Below are 18,268 nucleotides of genomic sequence, written 5' to 3' on the forward strand. Positions count from 1 at the left end.
GGGTCAGTATCTGAACAGGTAGTCGGATTCCTCGGAACCGGCCAGGCGGCGGACCCGCTCCGCGAGCGCCGGGTGGGCGTGCAGCCCCGGGTCGGACTCCAGGATCTGTTCGGCGTGGCGCCGGGCGATCTCGATCACCTCACCGTCGTCCACCACCGACAGCAACCGCAACGCCGAGAGGGCACCCGACTGGGCGTCCCCGAGGACATCGCCCTCGCGGCGCTGCACCAGGTCCAACTGCGCCAGCACGAAGCCGTCCGTCGTGGCCGCCACGGCATCGAGCCGCTCCATCGAGCGACCCCCGGTGCGGGAGTTGGTCACCAGCAGGCACAGGCCGGGCAGTCCGCCCCGACCGACGCGGCCACGCAACTGGTGCAGCTGACTCACGCCGAAGCGCTCGGCGTCCATGACCACCATGACGGTGGCCTGGGGAACGTCCACACCGACCTCGATCACAGTCGTGGAGACGAGGACGTCGAGAGCGCCGGCCGCGAACGCCGCCATGGTGGCGTCCTTCTCCTCCGGCGGGAGTCGGCCGTGCATGAGTCCGATCCTCAGTCCCGCCAGGGGCCCGGTGGAGAGGTGCTCGTGCAGGTCCACGGCAGCGGCCAACGGCGGTCGGTCGCTGCCGTTGTCGTCGTCGCCCTTCTCGGGGTCGTCGGCGTCGATCCGCGCGCACACCACGTACGCACGGTGGCCGGCCTCCACCTCCTCGCGCACCCGCTCCCAGGTCCGCTGGAGCCACCGCGGCTTCTCCCTCGCCGGGACGACGGAGGTGGAGATGGGGCGACGCCCCCCGGGGAGCTCCTGGAGCTCGGACACCTCCAGGTCCCCGAACACGGTCATGGCGATGGTCCGCGGGATCGGGGTCGCGGTCATCACCAACAGGTGCGGCACCAACCCCGCCCGACCCTTGGCGCGCAGACGATCACGCTGTCTGACGCCGAAGCGGTGCTGCTCGTCCACCACCACCAGGCCGAGGTCGAAGAAGTCCACCGAGTCCTGGATCAGCGCATGCGTCCCCACGACGATCCCGGCCTCCCCGGTGACGATGTCGAGCAGGGCCGCGCGCCGCTGGGCCGTGGACATCGACCCGGTGAGCAGCACCACGCGGGTGGCCTGCTCGGCCGCGCCCAACCTGCCGCGCTCACCGAGATCGCCGAGCATCGCCGTCAGTGAACGGTGGTGCTGGACCGCCAGGACCTCGGTGGGGGCCAGCATCACGCACTGCCGGCCGGCGTCGACCACCTGGAGCATCGCCAACAACGCCACCACGGTCTTGCCCGACCCGACCTCGCCCTGCAGGAGCCGGTTCATGGGCTCATCACGGGTCAGGTCCGCCGAGATCTCCTCCAGTACCGCCGACTGTCCGCCGGTGAGCTCGAACGGCATCCGGGCCTCCATGGCCGCGCGGAGCCCGTCCCCGCGCACCGGACTGGCCGGCGCCGGGTCCCGCGCGACGAACCGGCGCCTGGCGCCGAGCAGCAACTGCAGCGCGAGCGCCTCGTCGAAGCGCAGCCGGTACCCGGCCCGATCCTTGTCCCGGGAGTTCTCGGGCAGGTGGGCCTTACGCAGTGCCTCGTCGAGGTCCATGAGGCCCGCCACCGACCGGACCGTGGCGTCGAGCGGGTCGACCACCGGCACCAACGCCCGCAGGGTGGTGACCACCGCGCCGAGCAGGTCCCAGGAGGTGACCCCCTCCTTGGCGGCGTACACGGGCAACAGTGGACGGTCGAACAGGCTCGGTCCGCCCTCGGCGTCGATCTCCGCGGCCAGGCGTGCCAGCGCCGCGAGGTCGCCGGACCCCTTGAGCTGGCCGCCCGGGCCGGTCACCGGACGCAGGACGAGGAACTCGGGATGCTTGAGGTCCAGTGACCGGCGGAAGCGGGAGACGGTGCCGTCGAACATCGCCAGCGTCCCCACCGGGAGCATGAACTTGATCTTGCGCCCGGCGAAGAACACGACCCGGAACGTGGTGTCGCCGTCCTCCACCGTCAGCGTGAGCATCTCCCGCGTCTGCCGCTGCTTGGTCTGGTACGTGCGGGTCTGCGCGGTGGTGACCTTGCCGATCACCGTGACCCGCTCGCCGTCGACCAGTTCCCGCTTGTCGTAGCGCTGTCCGTGCTGACGGTAGCGGCGCGGCAGGGTGTGCAACAGGTCGCCGACGCTGCGGTGCCCGAACGCCGCGGTGATGCGCTCCGCCAGCCCGGGGTCGAGGACCTCGGCGAGCGGGGTGTCCGTGGTGGCCAGAGAGGTCATTCGACCCCGACGTGGGCCACGGCCCGCCCGGGGCCGGCGGCGTATCCGACCACCTCGATGTCGGGGTGGCGGGACCGCACGCGGGACAGCGCCGACTCGGTCGCCGCCTCGTCGTAGGCGTCACTGAACAGCACGGTGACGAGTTCGCCTCCGGAGGACAGCACCCGGTCGACGAGCGCACACACCGCGTCGACCGCGTCGGACTCGATCAGTGCGACGTCGTGCCCCACCACGCCGAGCAGGTCGCCGGCCGTGCACCGACCCACCAGGGTCAGCGCGTCCTGCTCAGCCCGGATCAGGTGGGCGTGCCGGGTCCCGGCCGCGGCGTCGGCCATGGAGAACCCGTCCAGCGACAGGGTGGTCGTGGGGTCGTGCACCGCCAGGGCGGCCAGGCCCTGGACCACGGATCCGGTCGGCAGGATCAGTGCGTGACCCTCGCCGTCGCGCAGCGCGGCATCGATGGCGCCGATCTGGTCGCGGGACAGTTCGCCGTTGGGTAGGACGAGGAGCTCGTCGGCGTCGACGGCGAGCACTGCGTCGATCACGCCCTCCCCGTCGTCCCCCGGGTCGACGGTCTCCGCCCCGGCCTCGGAGAACAGGTCGGCCAGCGGCCCCTCCGGCACGATGGCGACGACCTTGCGCAGCCCGGGGTCGCCGGTTCGCGGGTCCGAACCGTGCGGGTCCCCGGCGCCGTGGGCCCGGTGCTGCCCGGGCCGATCGCCCACGGGGTCGAGCATGTCGGTCACCCGGATCTCGGTGACCCGCCCGAGCGACAGGGCCGCCTCGATCGCGGCGCCGATGTCGTCGGCGTGGACGTGCACCGCCCACCTGGCGTTGGCTCCGGAGCCACCGTCGCCGACGACACCCACGCTGTCGCCCACCATCCGGAGTGCGGTCCGCAGCTCGTCGGCGCGCGCGTCGTCGGAGTGGGTGAGGGAGTACATCACCTCGTAGCGGGTCCCGGCGTCCTCGTGCGGTTCGTCCGTATCGTGCCCGGGCGTTGACGACGCCTCTGCGCCGTCCTTCGGGATGAAGTAGTCCGGCCGTTCGGGGGTCTGACCCGCCAGGATCTCGACCATGGCGTCCAGCAGGACGAGCAGCCCACGCCCGCCGGCGTCGACGACGCCGGCCCTGCTCAGCGCGGGCAGTTGTGACGTGGTCCTGTCGAGCGCCTCGGCGCCGGCGTCGGCGGCCACGCGGGCCACCTCGACCAGCGAGGAGGCGGAGGACCGTCCGGCCGCGGCCGCGGCCTCCCGCAGGACCGTGACGATGGTCCCCTCGACCGGCTCGCTCAACGCGTGGTCCACGAGGGTCACCGCGGTCCGCAGTGCGCGCCGGTAGGTGGAGGCGTCGACCACGGTGAAGGTCGCCGCCTCGCCGACCGCCCGCAACACCTGCGACAGGATCACGCCGGAGTTCCCCCGCGCACCGTGCACGGCCCCGTGGCCCAGCGCGACGGCGATCTCGCGGGCGCCGGCGGTGCCCCCGCCCTCGGAGATCCACGCGTCCTCGCCCTCGGCCCGGTCCACGGCCGCCCGCATGGTGTAGAGCAGGTTCGTTCCGGTGTCGGCGTCGGGGACCGGGAAGACGTTGAGGGCGTTGATCTCCTCGCGGCGGGCGGCGAGCTGCTCGACGCACCGCCGGGCCCACGTGAGCAGCCCGTGCGCGTCGAGGGTCGACGGGCGTTCCTCGACACGTGTCGACTCCTGCGTCATCACCCCTCCTCACCGCGCTCCCACCCCTGCGGCCATCTTCCCTGTCGGCCCGGCCAAGCCTAGTACCCTCTGCACTCGACAGCCGTCCGACTAGCCGAGACGGCCGACACGACCCGGGAGCACCACGATGACCGCAGACCTCACCGCCACCCCCCTCGTCACTCTCACCGACGGGGTACTCACGCTCCCGGTCTCGCTGGAGGGCAAGGGCAACTCACTCGATTCCGACGCGGTCGACCAGGCGGCCATCGCCCTCCGTGCGCTCCTCGACGGCGAGATCGACGCCGGGTCGGTCCTGCTGGTGGGCCTGGGCAAGAATTTCTGCAACGGCGGCAACGTCCCGGGCTTCGCCGCGGCCGAGGACCGTTCGGAGCACGTGCGGGAGCTCGCGGACCGGCTGCACGGAGTCGTCCGGATGCTCGACGAGGTGACCGTGCCCGTGGTCGCCGCGGTCGCGGGGTGGGCGGCCGGCGCCGGCGCCTCGCTGGCCATGGCCGCGGACTTCTCGGTCGGCGGGCCCGACACCCGACTGCTCGCTGCCTACCCGGGCATCGGGCTGTCGCCGGACGGAGGGATGTCGTGGCGCCTGCCGCGGGCCGTCGGTCAGCCCGCGGCGCGGGCGTTCATCCTCGGCAACGAACCGATGGACGGTGGGCGCGCGTTCCAGTTGGGCCTGCTCACGACTTTCGTCGACGGCGATGTCCGAGAGGCCGCCCGGTCGCTGGCGGTGCGTCTCGCGGCCGGACCGCGCGCATCCTACGCCGCCGCGAAGGCGCTCCTGCGTGCCTCCGAGAACGCCACACTGGCGGATCAGCTCGACGCCGAGCGCGAGTCGATCGCCCGCCTCGCCGTCTCGCCGGACGGCATCGAGGGCGTGGATGCGTTCGTCGCCAAACGCCGCCCGGAGTTCGGACGGGGCTGAGGGGGGGGGCTGAGCCGGGAACGCCACGTCGTGGACCGGCCGGGGCCGCTACATCTGTAGCGGATCCTCGGGCAGTCGCCAGTCCACCGGCTCGACGCCGAGTCCCCGCAGTTCCTCGTCGGCCCGGCTGAACGGCCGTGAGCCGAAGAACCCCCGCGACGCCGAGAGCGGCGACGGGTGCGCGGACGCGATCACGGGGGTGTCCCCCAGCATCGGCGCCAGCGACTGCGCGTGACGTCCCCACAGGATCGCCACCATCGGGCGATTCCGCTCGACCAGGGCCTCGATCGCCCGCCCGGTGACCTCCTCCCACCCCTTGCGGCGGTGGGAGGCGGGCTCCCCGGGCGCGACGGTGAGCACCCTGTTGAGCAACAGGACCCCTGCACGGCTCCAGGCCCCGAGGTCGCCGTGCCCGGGGGCCGCCAGTCCCAGGTCGTCCGTGTACTCGCGATAGATGTTGACCAGGCTTCGCGGGAGCGGGCGCACGTCGCCGTCGACCGCGAAACTCAGTCCGACGGCGTGGCCGGGCGTCGGGTACGGGTCCTGCCCCACGATGAGCACGCGCACGTCGTCGAACGGCTGGGTGAACGCACGCAGGACCCGGTCGGCGGCGGGGAGGTATCCCCGGCCCGCCGCGTTCTCGGCGCGGAGGAAATCGCCCATCCGGTGGATCCGCTCCTCGACGGGCGCGAGTGCACGAGCCCAGCCGGGGTCGAGGAGGTCGGCCAACGGGGTGGGCGAGGCGTGTCGGTCGCTCACCGGTCAGTCGAGTCGACGCAGGTCGGCGCGGTAGCGCATGGCGTTGTCGTGATACATCTGGGTGTTGCCCTCGAGCATCGCGGGGTCCACCTCGAATCCCTCGCGGATCTTCGCCGGCATTCCCATCGCCATCCGACGGGCGGGGAGTTCGAAGCGGGGCGGGACCAGGCACCCGGCGGCCACGACCGCCCCGGCCCCGATCACGGAGCCGTTGAGCACGATCGAACCCGACGAGATGAGGGCGCCGTCCCCGATGGTCGCACCTTCGATGTGCGCGTTGTGCCCCACCACGCAGTGAGCGCCGATGATCGTCGGTTCGGTGGCCGTGCAGTGGACGATCGTGCCGTCCTGGATGTTGGTCATGGCGCCGATCTCGATGCGCCCGTAGTCCCCGCGCAGGACCGCGGTGGGCCACACCGAGGCGCCGGCGCCGAGTGTCACCCGGCCGATGACCACCGCATCGGGGTGCACCCAGGCGTCGGGTGCGATGTCGGGTTCGAGGTCTCCCAGTGCGTAGACAGCCATGCGGATCACCCTAGTTCGCGCCGCGCGCGGAGTCCCAGCCTCCCGGCGTGCGGGGCTCACCGTCGAGGGTGACCAGGCCGGGTTCTCCCGACCGGACGGTGCCGATCGCCGTGAACCCGGGCGGGATCACCGCCCCGGGTGGGAACGTCCCGAGCAGTCCGTGGTCCTCGCCACCGTCGAGGACCCAGTCCAGCACCTGACGCCCGGGGTCCGCGACGCCCAGTGTTCCCGCGGCCTCGGCCAGGACCGGGTCGACGGGCAGCGCGTCGGTGACGAGGTCGGCCGCGACGCCCGATGCCCGCGCGAGCCCCGACAGGTCGCGCAGCAGCCCGTCGCTGACGTCGGTGAGAGCCCGCGCGCCAGCCAGCCGGGCGGCGGTGCCGGAACCGATCGGCGGTACGGGTACCCGGTGCGACCGCTGGAGCGGGCCGTCGGGGTGCCCGGCCAGGAGCAGCGCCAGCCCGGCGGCCGAGCGTCCGGGCGCGCCGGTGAGCGCGACCGTGTCGCCGGGCTCCGCCCCGTCGATCCTCAGGGGGCGGGCTCCGTGCGGGAGGGTGCCGATCGCCGTCACGCCGACGACGACGAGGTCCGCTCTGGTGAGATCCCCGCCGACCACGACGGCGCCGGATCGCGCGGCCTCCCCGTGAACACCCTCCGCAAGGTCCGCGATCTGCCCCATCGTCGTCGCGGCCGGTACGGCGAGGGCGACCAGGACACGTGTGCACTCGGCCCCCATCGCCAGGACGTCGGAGACGTTCTGCGCCACCGCGCGCCTGCCCACGTCGTCCCAGCCGGTGAGGTCGAGACGGAAGTGGGTGCCCTCGACGAGCATGTCGGTGGTGACCACGGTGGCGGCGGCGGGTCCCAGGACCGCGGCGTCGTCGCCGTTGCCGACCGGGTCGTCCACGGCGTGCCCGGCCGCGCCGCGCAGGACGGCGAGCACCGCGGCCTCGCCCGCCTCGGCGACGGTGAGGGCGCGGTCGGACACGGCGGCCACCTCTGCTTCCCGTGGTGTCTCGTCGCCGGGCACACCGGCGGGGGTCTGTAGCGTTGCCGTCAGGTTAGCGGCCGCCCGAGTCGGCGGCCGATCGTGGGAGGAAGGACGACACGACGTGGCTTCGACGGATTCGGATCCGACCGACCGGTATGACGCCGGACCGCGGGACACCGGCACCCCGGGTGCGCGGGCGGTCCCCGTGTCGACCATCGTGGTGGTCCTCGCGGTGGTCGTCCCGCTGATCATGCTCGCCGTCGTCTTGGTGTTGGTCCGCTCGGTGGGTGAGGAGGCCACAGAGGCGGCCGCGAGCGAGCCGGTGGCGGCGGTGCCGATCCCCTCGCCCGGAGCCGGGTCCGAGGAGTGCGCGACGCTGATCGAGGCGCTCCCGGAGTCGCTCGGGGAGGCCGGCCGGGTCGCTCTCGCCGAACCGGCGCCGGAGGGGGCGGCGGCGTACCGGATGCCCGATGCCGAACCGGTGATCGTCCGCTGCGGGCTGCCGGCTCCGCCGACCTTCACGGTGGGGGTGGGCCTGCAGGAGGTCAACGGCGTCCAGTGGTTCAACGAGCCCGATCCGGACCCGGCGGTCACCGCGTCGACCTGGGTCGCGGTCGATCGTCCGCAGTTCGTCGCGGTGACGCTGCCCGACGGCAGTGGCACCGGACCGATCCAGGACCTGTCCGACGCGCTCGGCGCGACCCTCGAGGCCGTCGAGCCGGATCCCGCACCGATCGGCTGACCCGGCCGATCGGGGCCGGAGGGCGGTCGTCTCAGCCGCGGGCGAGCGCGGTCCGCACCAGGGTGTCGAGCAGGGTCGGGTAGTCCACGCCCGTCGCCGCCCACATCTGCGGGTACATGGAGATCGGCGTGAACCCGGGGATGGTGTTGACCTCGTTGATCACCGGCCCGTCGGCGGTGACGAAGAAGTCCACCCGACTCAGCCCCCGGGCATCCAAGGCGTGGAACGCCTCCACGGCCAGTGCGCGCAGTCGCCCGGTCTCCTCGTCCGACAGATCGGCGGGAAGGTCGAAGGTGGTGACGTCGTCGAGGTACTTGGTGTCGAAATCGTAGAACGCGTCACCCTCGGTCTCGCCCTCCCCGCCGGTGGGCTCGCCGGGGATGTGCAGTTCGGCGGGCAGGCTCGCCTCCACCCGGCCATCTGGGTACTCGAGGACCCCGCATTCGACCTCGCGCCCGACGATCGCGGCCTCGACGATCACCTTCGGATCGAAGCGTCGAGCCTCCGTGATCGCCGCATCGAGTTCCTCCGCCCGCGACACCTTGGTGATGCCGATGGACGAGCCGCCGCGGGCCGGCTTGACGAACAAGGGCAGGCCCAGGCGGTCGCGGTCCGACGCCGAGAGTGTCTCCGTACCCGGCCGGAGCACGACCTGCCGCCCGATCGGCAGTCCCGCCGCGCCCAGGACGACCTTGGTGAACTCCTTGTCCATGCCGGCGGCACTGGCGAACACTCCCGGGCCGACATAGGGGATGCCCGAGAGTTCGAGCAACCCCTGGACGGTCCCGTCCTCGGCGTGGGTGCCGTGCATGACGGGGAAGACGACGTCCACCCGTGAGAGTTCCTCCCCCGCCCGGTCACCGTCTGAGAACCGCAGGACCCCACGGTCGTCGGTGGACAGCCCCAGTGCGACCCGGGGGCGGTGTGGGTCGACGACCGGCATGCTGCGGTCGACGATCCGCAGGTCGGACACGTCCTCCGGGCCGAGCGTCCACGTCCCGGATTCGGTGATCCCGACGGGGATGACCTCGTAGCGGGCGGGGTCGAGGTGCGACATGACGGCGCCGGCGGATACGCAGCTCACGGAGTGCTCGGAGCTACGACCGCCGTAGAGGACGGCAACGGTGATGCGATTCACCGGGCCGAGGCTACTCGGGCTTGGTGCTCCGCCTCATGAGGCGCACCGCCACCTCGACGGCGTCGCCCCCCTCGTGACAGATCTCGTGGATCGCCTCCGTCAACGGCATCTCCACCCCGACCCTGCGGGACAGTTCGCGGATCGACGTGCACGACTTGACCCCCTCGGCGACCTGACCGTTGGTGGCCTGCTGGGCCTGTTCCAGGGTCTCTCCCCTGCCCAGACGCTCGCCGAAGGTCCGGTTGCGGGACAGGGGCGAGGTGCAGGTCGCCACGAGGTCCCCGAGGCCCGCCAGCCCCGCGAAGGTCATCTGGTTGGCCCCCAGCGCCACGCCGAGCCTGGTGGTCTCGGCCAGCCCTCGGGTGACGAGGGTGGCCATGGTGTTGTCGCCCAGCCCCATCCCGGTGGCGATGCCGCACACGAGGGCGATGACGTTCTTGGTGGCGCCACCGATCTCGCAGCCCACGACGTCGGTGTTGGTGTACGGGCGGAAGTAGGGCGTGGAGAAGGCGTCCTGGAGCCGGGCCGCGCGCTCGTCGTCCGTGCAGGCGATCACGGTCGCCGCGGGCTGCCCCTCCGCGATCTCCCTCGCGAGGTTGGGGCCGGACAGCGCGGCGATCCGGCGATCGTCGAGCCCGGTGACCTCCGCGACGACCTCGCTGATGCGCATCAGAGTCCCTGTCTCGATGCCCTTGGCCAGCGAGATCACCCCGGCCTCCGGCTCGAGGTGGTCGACCCAGTGCTCGAGGTTGCCCCGCAGACTCTGGGACGGGACCGCCAGCACGACCTCCTCGGCGCCGGCCAGGACCCGCGCCGGGTCGGTCGACGCGGTGACCGTCGCCGGCAGCACGATGTCGGGGAGGTATTTGGAGTTGCAGTGCGCGTCGTTGATCCCGGCTGCCACCTCGTCCCGACGGGCCCACATCACGACCTCGGATCCGGCGTCGGCGAGAACCTTGCCGACCGCGGTCCCCCAGGACCCCGCACCCATCACCGCGATCCGCGCCATCATCGCCTCCCGACCGTCGACCTGCTCCCGACCGCCACCCTCAGGCGGATCGTGGTCAAACGCTACCCGGCGGAGGACGCTCGTGAGGCCCGGCTGGCAGGATGGCGGGCGATGAGCACAGCGGGGCACGGCGGGTCGACGGCTGACGGGTGGACGATCGTCGTCCCCGTCAAGGCGCTCGAGCGCGCCAAGAGCCGGTTGGTGCCCGCACTCACCGCGGACGGCAGGAGGGCTCTCGTGGTGGCGATGGCCGTGGACGTCCTGGCCGCCTGCCGGGAGACCCCGGGAGTCGCCCGCGTTCGCGTCGTCTCCGCCGACCCCCGTGTGGAGGAACTGGCCTCGGGGGCGGGGGCGGAGTTCGTCGACGAACCCGCCCGTACGGACCCCCGCCACGGTGACCCCCTCAATTTCGCCCTGGACAACGCACTCGCCGACGTCCCGGGCCCGGTCGGGGTGGTCGCGGCGGATCTCCCGGAACTGCGACCCGAGCACCTCGCGCGGATCCTCGACATCGCCGGCCGGCACCCGCACGCCACGGTCACGGACCACCGCGGAGCCGGGACCACGATGGCGTTCTGGACCGGCGCGCCCGGTCCCCGTGTCTGCCGGTTCGGTGTCGATTCGGCCGCCCGGTACCGCGACGAGGGCGGCGCGGTACCGGTCGCGGCGGTGGGCGATCTGGCCGCCGCCGCCCGGGATGTCGACGTCCCGGAGGATCTCGCGAGGTTGCCGGGGCGGTCCGTCGGTCCCGCCACCGCCGGGGCCCTCCGTGACCCCTCCGTCCGCCTCCTCGCCCACGCGACCGGGGTATCGGCCACAATGGTCCCGTGACCGCCGAACCGACCGCCCTCCAGGGATTGCCCCGGCCCCGCGACCGCTACCTCAACCGCGAACTGAGCTGGCTCGACTTCAACGCCCGGGTCCTCGCACTCGCCGGGGAGAAGGACCTCCCGCTGCTGGAGAGGGCCAAGTTCCTCGCGATCTTCGCCTCGAACCTCGACGAGTTCTACATGGTCCGCGTGGCCGGTCTCCAGCGCCGCGACAAGACTGGACTGTCCGTACGCTCCGCTGACGGCCAGACACCCGCCGAGCAGCTCGGCCGCATCAGCCGACGGACGCGGGAACTGTGCGACGAACAGACCCGCCTGTTCGAGGACGAGATCCGGCCGTCGCTGGAGGAGCACGGGATCCGGATCCTGCCCTGGAGCGACCTCACGGCCGAGGAGCGCTTCACCCTCGCGGAGTTGTTCCGCAACTCGATCTTCCCCGTCCTCACGCCCCTCGCGGTGGATCCCGCCCACCCGTTCCCGTACATCTCCGGGCTGAGCCTGAACCTCGCGGTGATCATCCGCGACCTGGACTCGGGCCAGGAGCACTTCGCCCGGGTGAAGATCCCGCACAACGTCCCGCGCTTCGTCCGGGTCGACCGCGGCGGTCCGGACGAGTACGCGTTCGTCCCCGCCGAGGACATCATCGCCGCGCACCTCCAGGATCTGTTCCAGGGCATGGAGGTCGTAGAGCACCACGTGTTCCGGGTGACCCGCAACGCGGACATGGAGGTCGAGGAGGACCGCGACGAGGACCTGCTGCAGGCACTCGAGCGCGAGCTCGCCCGCCGACGCTTCGGGTCGGCCGTGCGGCTGGAGATCGCGGAGGACACCACCCCGCGGATGCTCCGCATCCTGCAGCGTGAGCTCGACGTGGACTCGGCCGACGTCATCCGGTTCTCGGGCCTGCTGGACCTCACGGGGCTGTGGCAGATCCACGGGCTGGACCTGCCGGATCTCAAGGACCCGCCCATGGTGCCGGCCACTCCCCCGGCGTTCGGTGAGAGGGAGACGGCCCGCAACATCTTCGCCTCCCTCCAGGAGGGCGACGTCCTCGTCGAGCACCCCTACGAGTCGTTCGCCACCACGGTCCAGCGGTTCATCGAGCAGGCCGCTGCCGACGACGACGTCCTGGCGATCAAACAGACCCTGTACCGGACCTCCGGCGACTCCCCCATCGTCAACGCGCTGGTCGATGCCGCCGCGGCCGGCAAACAGGTCGTCGCGCTGGTGGAGATCAAGGCCCGTTTCGACGAGCAGAACAACATCCGGTGGGCCCGCGAGCTCGAGCAGGCCGGGGTCCACGTCGTGTACGGCCTCCTGGGCCTGAAGACCCACTGCAAGACCTGCCTCGTGGTGCGCAAGGAGGGCGACCGGCTCCAGCGCTACGCACACATCGGTACCGGCAACTACAACCCCAAGACGGCCCGCCTGTACGAGGACGTCGGCCTGTTCACCGCCGACGAGGACGTCGTGTCGGACCTGACGGATCTGTTCAACCACCTGACCGGGTTCTCCAACGTGAGCAAGTACCGGCGCCTGCTGGTGGCGCCGGAGGGCATCCGGTCGGGGATCATCGAACGGATCGACCGCGAGATCGAGCTGGCCGCCGAGGGGCGCGAGGCCGGCATCCGGCTCAAGGCGAACGCCCTCGTCGACGAGCAGGTCATCGACGCCCTGTACCGGGCATCCCAGGCCGGGGTGCCGGTCGACATCGTGGTCCGGGGCATCTGTTCGCTGCGGGCCGGCGTCCCCGGCCTGAGTGAGAACATCCACGTCCGCTCGATCCTCGGGCGCTTCCTCGAGCACTCCCGGATCCTGCACTTCCGGGGCGCCGACGAGGCCCTCATCGGCAGTGCGGACATGATGCACCGCAATCTGGACCGCCGGGTCGAGGTGATGGTCACCGTCACCGATCCCCGGCTCAAGGCACAGATCCACCGCATCTTCGACTCCGCCCTCGATCCGGCCACGCGCAGCTTCCACCTCCGGCACGACGCCAACTGGACCCGCATGCCCGCCCCGGAGGACTGGGCCGATTCGGTCGACCACCAGGAGCGGTCGGCCTCCTTGCACGCGGGATTCCGGGACCGATGAGCAAGAAGGTCAAGATCCGGGTGGTGCCCGCGGCGGGCGCGGTCCTGTACCGCACGGACGGCGACTCCCGCCTGTGCGCGGTGGTCCACCGCCCGCGCTACGACGACTGGTCCCTGCCCAAGGGCAAGGTCGACGCCGGGGAGTCGCTGCCGGTCGCGGCGGTCCGGGAGATCGCCGAGGAGACGGGATTCACCGCCGTCCTGCAGTCCCGGATCGGCACCACCGGCTACCCCCTCAAGGAGAACACCCGCAAAGAGGTCACGTACTGGTCGGCGATGGCCGGCGAGGGAACCTTCGAGCCGAACTCGGAGGTCGACGAGATCCGGTGGCTCCCGGTGGAGCAGGCCAAGGATCTGGTCTCCTACCCGTTGGACCGCAAAATCCTCGCCCGCTTCTGCGCGGCCCCGCCTGCCGGGAAGACCCTGCTCGTCGTCCGGCACGCCAAGGCCGGAAGCAGGAGCCAGTGGAGCGGGAACGACGACCTCCGTCCCCTCGACAAGTCCGGACGGGCGCAGGCCGAGATGCTCGTGCCGATGCTCCGGGCGTTCGGCGTGACCCGGTTGTACAGCGCGCCCAGGGTCCGTTGCGAACAGACGCTCGCGCCGCTGGCGGACGAACTCGGGGTGGGGATCGCGGTCGAACCGGCGCTGAGCGACGAGGCCTACCTCGCCGACCCGGCGTCCGCCGTGGCCCGGCTGGCCGCGATCGCCCCGGGCGACGGCGTCGCCGTGGTGTCCTCGCAGGGAACCGCCATCCCCGGGATGATCCGGGATCTGGCCGGCCCGACCGACATCGACGTCGGCGATGCCTCCACCAAGAAGGCCGGCGTGTGGGCGCTGGGGTTCGACGGGGCGGGACCGACCTACGCCGACTACTACCCCAGCCCGCTACCGCTGTTCTGAACTGCAGTAGCGGGCCGGTCGGTCAGCTGACCTTCTCGCGGTGGTTCACACCGTTCTTGCGCAGGCCCCCGAACGACTGGTGCGAGCTGGAGCGCTTCGCGGCGAGCCTGTCTTCGGGGAGCGACTCGGTGCCCTGGATGACGGACTTGAAGTACTGGCCCGGCCGGAACACCGGCGAGTACGTCGGCGGAACCGGGATCGACTCGCCGGTATGGGGGTTACGGGCGACCCTGGCCGCACGTGACTTCTTCTCGAAGATGCCGAACCCCATGATGGTGATGGATTCCCCGGACGCCACCGTCCGGACGATGATGTCGAGAGTGTTCTCCAGCGCCTCGGTGGCGAGCTGGTGATCTCCGCCCATCCGCTCCGCCAGTTCGGCGATCAGGTCGGCTTTGTTCACGTGGGGATCCCCCTTCGGGTGAGGTATGCGGGCGCGGTACCGGTCCGCGCCGACTAAACATAAGCATACTCACACGTTTTTGCCAGCCGGGGGCATTTCGGAGGTTACTCCGAAACAAGTTCTTATCCCGAGGTCAGCGTGGGGTGGTGACCGGCTTGAACGCGGGCCGGCGACTCTCGAACTCCGCGATCTGATCGGCTTCACGCAGCGTGAGACCAATGTCGTCGAGCCCCTCCATGAGACGCCACCGGGTGTTGTCGTCGATGTCGAACGGTACCGTGACGTCACCGGCCGTGACGGTGCGCGACCCCAGGTCGACGGTCAGCTCGATACCCGGTCGCTCGTCCATGACCTTCCACAGGAGTTCGACGTTCTCCTGCTCGACCTGGGCGGCCACGAGACCGGACTTCCCCGAGTTGCCGCGGAAGATGTCGGCGAACCGCGAGGAGATGACCACACGGAACCCGAAATCCATCAGGGCCCACACGGCGTGCTCGCGCGAGGACCCGGTGCCGAAGTCCGGTCCGGCGACCAGGACGGAGGCGCGGTCGTAGGGCGCCCGGTTGAGGACGAAGTCGGGCTCCTTCGCCCGCCAGGAGGAGAAGAGTCCGTCCTCGAAGCCGGTGCGCGTGACGCGCTTGAGGTACTCGGCCGGGATGATCTGGTCGGTGTCCACGTTGGAGCGGCGCAGCGGGGCGCCGATGCCGGTGTGGGTGGTGATCGGCTCCATGAGGTGTCAGGCCCCCTTCGCGGGCTCGAGGTCGACGGGTGAGGCGAAGTGTCCGAGCACCGCGGTGGCCGCGGCGACCGACGGACTGACCAGATGGGTGCGGGCCCCCTTGCCCTGGCGGCCCTCGAAATTGCGGTTCGATGTGGACGCGCACCGCTGACCCGGCAGCAACGAGTCCGGGTTCATGCCCAGGCACATGGAGCAGCCGGGTTGGCGCCATTCGGCGCCGAAGGCGGTGAAGACCTTGTCCAGGCCCTCCGCCTCGGCCTGTTCGCGCACGCGCATCGAGCCCGGCACGATGAGCATCCGGACCCCGTCGGCCACCGTGTGACCGTCGACGACCTCGGCGACGGCGCGCAGGTCCTCGATGCGGCCGTTGGTGCACGAGCCGACGAACACGACGTCCACCGGCACGTCCCGCATGGGGGTGCCGGCCTCGAGGTCCATGTACTCCAGTGCGCTCTCGGCGGCGATGCGCGCGCTCTCGTCCGTGAACGACTCGGGGTCGGGGACGGCCGCACCCAGGGGCACGCCCTGGCCGGGGTTGGTGCCCCACGTGACGAAGGGGGTGAGGGCGGCACCGTCGATGACGACCTCGGTGTCGAACACCGCGTCCTCGTCGGTCCGGAGCCCGTCCCAGTACCGCACGGCCTCGTCCCACTCGTCACCCGCGGGCGCGTGCGGGCGACCGCGCAGGTAGTCGTAGGTGATCTGGTCCGGGGCGACCATGCCGGCCCGGGCACCGGCCTCGATGCTCATGTTGCAGATGGTCATCCGCGCCTCCATCGACAGCTTCTCGATGGCCTCGCCGCGGTACTCGATGATGTAGCCCTGCCCGCCGCCGGTGCCGATCTGGGCGATGACGGCCAGGATGAGGTCCTTGGCGGTGACGCCGGGCTGCAGCTCGCCGGTGACGGTGACGGCCATGGTCTTGAACGGGCGCAGGGCCAGCGTCTGGGTGGCCATGACGTGCTCGACCTCGGAGGTGCCGATGCCCATCGCGATGGAACCGAACGCCCCGTGCGTCGAGGTGTGCGAGTCACCGCACACCACGGTCATACCCGGCTGGGTCAGGCCGAGCTGCGGACCCACGACGTGGACGATCCCCTGCTCGAGGTCGCCCATCGGGTACAGCCGGACACCGAACTCCTCGCAGTTGGAACGCAGCGTCTCGATCTGGATCCGCGAGGTCTGGTCGGCGATGAGGTTGACCGCGCCCCCGACGATGTCGGTCGGGACGTTGTGGTCCTCGGTCGCCAGGGTCAGGTCCGGGCGGCGGAGCCGGCGTCCGGCCAGCCGGAGACCGTCGAAGGCCTGCGGGCTGGTGACCTCGTGCACGAGGTGGAGATCGATGAACAGCAGGTCGGGCCCCCGGGACCCGCCCTCGCCCTCGCCCTTGACCACCACGTGGTCGTCCCAGACCTTCTCGGCCAGGGTCCGCGGTCGCGTACCTGCGGACACGGTCTCGTTCATCACGCCTCCACTCCACGCCCTGATGGGATCCGATGGATTCTCACCATGTAGGACGATATAGTCGAACTGTGAGACAGTATAGCGGGATCGGAGTCCTCGACAAAGCGATGACGGTGCTCCACGCCGTGGCCGAGCAACCGTGCGTCCTGGCCGACCTCTGCGAGCGGACGGGGCTGCCTCGCGCGACCGCCCACAGGCTTGCGGTGGGGCTCGAGATCCACCAACTCCTCTCCCGTGACGACGCCGGGGTGTGGAGCCTGGGGCCCGGTCTGGCCAAGCTCGCCGCGCACGTGTCGGACTCCCTGGCCGAGGCCGCGTCCTCCGTGCTGCCCCGCCTGCGCGAGGTGACCGAGGAGAGCGTGCAGGTGTACCGCCGCGACGGTGACCGCCGGATCTGTGTGGCCTCCGCGGAACCACCGACGGGACTGCGGGACACGGTGCCCGTCGGCGCGATCCTGCCCATGACACGGGGCTCGGGCGCGAAGGTGTTGGCGGCGTGGGCCGACCCCGCCACCCAGCGCACCCTGCTCGCCGACGCCACGTACACCGAGCGCCAGCTCGCCGACGTCCGGCGGCGCGGCTGGGCGCAGTCGGTCGCCGAGCGGGAGGCGGGCGTGGCCTCGATCTCCGCGCCGATCCGGGATGCCGCCGGCACGGTGGTCGCCGCGATCTCCGTGTCGGGCCCGGTCGACCGCATCGGTCGCCGCCCCGGCGTGAAGTGGGCGGCCGATCTGCTCGCCGCCGCCGATGCGATCCACAAACGGCTCTAGTCGACAGGGACGCCGCCGCGCCGGCCCTACGCGGGCCGCCGGCCGCGGGTGAGCCGCTCGAGCGCCCACGGCAGGCTGGCCACGCTGGGTTGGCGCACCGCGGCCACGAGATCGTCGTCGCGCGGGTCCACCCGCACCACCTGCACGCCCGGCCGCCGGAGGTCCCGGTACGGAACGGGGTCGGGGCGCGAGTCCACGTCGAAGCCCAGCGCACGGATCTCGGCGCCGAGTGGCGACGTCGCCGCGAGGGTGGCGACGGGGGTGTCGGGCCGCGCGCCGGTGCCGATGACGACGGCGAGGGCGTCGACCCCCAGGCGGCGCTGCTCCTCCGACCACTCCTCGAGCGCCTTCTCGGCCGTCTCGGCTGCCGGGGTGGGATCGCGGTCGACGGCCCCGGCGACGAGATCGAGGTGGTCCCGCCACCCGGGTCTCCCCTGCGGGTCGACGATCACCGTGGCGAGCTGCTCGTACCCACGGAGCTCGGGCCCGGTGACGTCGGCCGCGACCAGGACGAACGCGTCGACCCCGAACGGCAGCAGCGACCGCAGGCTCGGCAGTCCGGGGCCGTCCCACTCCGGCGACGGCGGTGCCGGGTGGTCGCGCCACGGTCGCGGGCCCGTCCCGTCGACGGCCCACGCGGCGGTGGGCTCACGGTCGAGGGCGTGCAGGACGTCGAGGTCGGCCGAGGAGAGCGCGATGAGGCGGCGTGGCGGAGCGTCCGGTGTGGGGGTACGGATCGGACTGGGGGGAGTCAGCGGGTCGCTCGCCGTCGGAGCCGGTGTCGTCGTCGACCCCCCTCCCGGGCCGCACGCGGTGAGCCCCGCGAGGGTCAACCCGCCACCGACGGCCAGGCGGAGGAGGTCACGGCGAGAGGTCACCCCGGTGATCCTGCCACGGCCACAAATGCGAGATGTCCCGGCTCGTCGTTGCAGACGAACCGGGACATCTCCCCTGTACCCCCGATGGGATTCGAACCCACGCTACCGCCGTGAGAGGGCGGCGTCCT

General features: G+C 71.7%; 17 protein-coding genes. 6 read left to right on the forward strand and 11 right to left on the reverse strand.

Annotation, left to right across the window (positions count from 1 at the left end; translation table 11 throughout):
- Positions 1 to 3: 3 nt before the first annotated feature.
- Positions 4 to 2,259, reverse strand: a complete 2,256-nt coding sequence (recG, locus tag NR111_RS01480) for an ATP-dependent DNA helicase RecG (RefSeq protein ID WP_206472312.1) — start codon at positions 2,257 to 2,259, stop codon at positions 4 to 6.
- Positions 2,256 to 3,974, reverse strand: a complete 1,719-nt coding sequence (locus tag NR111_RS01485; RefSeq protein ID WP_256819560.1) for a DAK2 domain-containing protein — start codon at positions 3,972 to 3,974, stop codon at positions 2,256 to 2,258. Before NR111_RS01485 ends, recG begins: the two co-directional genes overlap by 4 nt.
- A gap of 127 nt (positions 3,975 to 4,101) precedes the next feature.
- Between NR111_RS01485 and NR111_RS01490 the strand changes: the two genes are divergently transcribed.
- Entirely contained in the window at positions 4,102 to 4,896 is a 795-nt protein-coding gene (locus tag NR111_RS01490) for an enoyl-CoA hydratase-related protein (RefSeq protein WP_256819561.1), read from the forward strand.
- 48 nt (positions 4,897 to 4,944) lie between these two features.
- Here NR111_RS01490 and NR111_RS01495 read toward each other — a convergent pair whose 3' ends face one another.
- From NR111_RS01495 to thiL, 3 genes are read right to left on the reverse strand one after another with little or no spacing between them, the layout of a single operon-like run.
- A complete protein-coding gene (locus NR111_RS01495) occupies positions 4,945 to 5,655 on the reverse strand; it encodes a uracil-DNA glycosylase (RefSeq protein ID WP_206472318.1) in 711 nt (236 codons plus the stop codon).
- Between the two features lie 3 nt (positions 5,656 to 5,658).
- Positions 5,659 to 6,180 carry a gamma carbonic anhydrase family protein gene (locus NR111_RS01500; protein ID WP_206472320.1) on the reverse strand — a complete coding sequence of 174 codons (522 nt, stop codon included), beginning with the start codon at positions 6,178 to 6,180 and terminating at the stop codon, positions 5,659 to 5,661.
- A 10-nt stretch (positions 6,181 to 6,190) separates the two neighbouring features.
- Positions 6,191 to 7,168: a thiamine-phosphate kinase gene (thiL, locus tag NR111_RS01505; RefSeq protein ID WP_256819564.1), complete on the reverse strand. Its 978-nt coding sequence runs from the start codon at positions 7,166 to 7,168 to the stop codon at positions 6,191 to 6,193.
- 124 nt (positions 7,169 to 7,292) lie between these two features.
- Here thiL and NR111_RS01510 point away from each other — a divergent pair, with 124 nt between their 5' ends.
- Complete coding sequence (locus tag NR111_RS01510) at positions 7,293 to 7,913, forward strand: DUF3515 domain-containing protein (protein ID WP_206472325.1); 621 nt, start codon at positions 7,293 to 7,295, stop codon at positions 7,911 to 7,913.
- Between the two features lie 31 nt (positions 7,914 to 7,944).
- On the opposite strand, the gene NR111_RS01515 is transcribed toward NR111_RS01510, so the two are convergent.
- Both NR111_RS01515 and NR111_RS01520 read right to left on the reverse strand, forming a co-directional pair.
- A complete protein-coding gene (locus tag NR111_RS01515) occupies positions 7,945 to 9,051 on the reverse strand; it encodes a D-alanine--D-alanine ligase family protein (protein WP_154827737.1) in 1,107 nt (368 codons plus the stop codon).
- A 10-nt stretch (positions 9,052 to 9,061) separates the two neighbouring features.
- The gene (locus NR111_RS01520; RefSeq protein ID WP_096907217.1) at positions 9,062 to 10,060 is read right to left on the reverse strand and encodes an NAD(P)H-dependent glycerol-3-phosphate dehydrogenase; all 999 of its coding nucleotides are present in this window, start codon (positions 10,058 to 10,060) and stop codon (positions 9,062 to 9,064) included.
- Between the two features lie 111 nt (positions 10,061 to 10,171).
- On the opposite strand from NR111_RS01520, the gene cofC reads away from it, so the two are divergent.
- Genes cofC through NR111_RS01535 form a run of 3 tightly spaced genes read left to right on the forward strand, consistent with a single transcriptional unit; the run spans position 10,172 to position 13,886 of the window.
- Positions 10,172 to 10,891 (forward strand): 2-phospho-L-lactate guanylyltransferase, encoded by a 720-nt coding sequence (gene cofC / locus NR111_RS01525; RefSeq protein WP_206472327.1) that lies wholly within the window; start codon positions 10,172 to 10,174, stop codon positions 10,889 to 10,891.
- Positions 10,888 to 12,984, forward strand: coding sequence for an RNA degradosome polyphosphate kinase (locus tag NR111_RS01530; RefSeq protein WP_206472329.1), 2,097 nt, complete (start codon positions 10,888 to 10,890; stop codon positions 12,982 to 12,984). Before cofC ends, NR111_RS01530 begins: the two co-directional genes overlap by 4 nt.
- Positions 12,981 to 13,886 (forward strand): NUDIX hydrolase, encoded by a 906-nt coding sequence (locus NR111_RS01535; RefSeq protein ID WP_154827743.1) that lies wholly within the window; start codon positions 12,981 to 12,983, stop codon positions 13,884 to 13,886. Before NR111_RS01530 ends, NR111_RS01535 begins: the two co-directional genes overlap by 4 nt.
- Positions 13,887 to 13,908: 22 nt before the next feature.
- Here the strand turns inward: NR111_RS01535 and NR111_RS01540 are convergent, their stop codons facing one another.
- From NR111_RS01540 to leuC, 3 genes are all read right to left on the reverse strand, one after another.
- Entirely contained in the window at positions 13,909 to 14,289 is a 381-nt protein-coding gene (locus NR111_RS01540; protein ID WP_154827745.1) for an HU family DNA-binding protein, read from the reverse strand.
- A gap of 133 nt (positions 14,290 to 14,422) precedes the next feature.
- The gene (gene leuD / locus NR111_RS01545) at positions 14,423 to 15,019 is read right to left on the reverse strand and encodes a 3-isopropylmalate dehydratase small subunit (protein ID WP_206472331.1); all 597 of its coding nucleotides are present in this window, start codon (positions 15,017 to 15,019) and stop codon (positions 14,423 to 14,425) included.
- 6 nt (positions 15,020 to 15,025) lie between these two features.
- Complete coding sequence (gene leuC, locus NR111_RS01550; RefSeq protein ID WP_206472333.1) at positions 15,026 to 16,492, reverse strand: 3-isopropylmalate dehydratase large subunit; 1,467 nt, start codon at positions 16,490 to 16,492, stop codon at positions 15,026 to 15,028.
- 68 nt (positions 16,493 to 16,560) lie between these two features.
- On the opposite strand from leuC, the gene NR111_RS01555 reads away from it, so the two are divergent.
- Positions 16,561 to 17,262 (forward strand): IclR family transcriptional regulator, encoded by a 702-nt coding sequence (locus NR111_RS01555; RefSeq protein ID WP_067717512.1) that lies wholly within the window; start codon positions 16,561 to 16,563, stop codon positions 17,260 to 17,262.
- Positions 17,263 to 17,288: 26 nt separating this feature from the next.
- On the opposite strand, the gene NR111_RS01560 is transcribed toward NR111_RS01555, so the two are convergent.
- On the reverse strand, positions 17,289 to 18,140 hold the full coding sequence (locus NR111_RS01560; RefSeq protein ID WP_206472335.1) for an ABC transporter substrate-binding protein: 852 nt from the start codon (positions 18,138 to 18,140) through the stop codon (positions 17,289 to 17,291).
- Between the last annotated feature and the right edge of the window lie 128 nt (positions 18,141 to 18,268).

The sequence above is a fragment of the Dietzia sp. Die43 genome (assembly GCF_024519835.1).
GTDB lineage: Bacteria > Actinomycetota > Actinomycetes > Mycobacteriales > Mycobacteriaceae > Dietzia > Dietzia kunjamensis.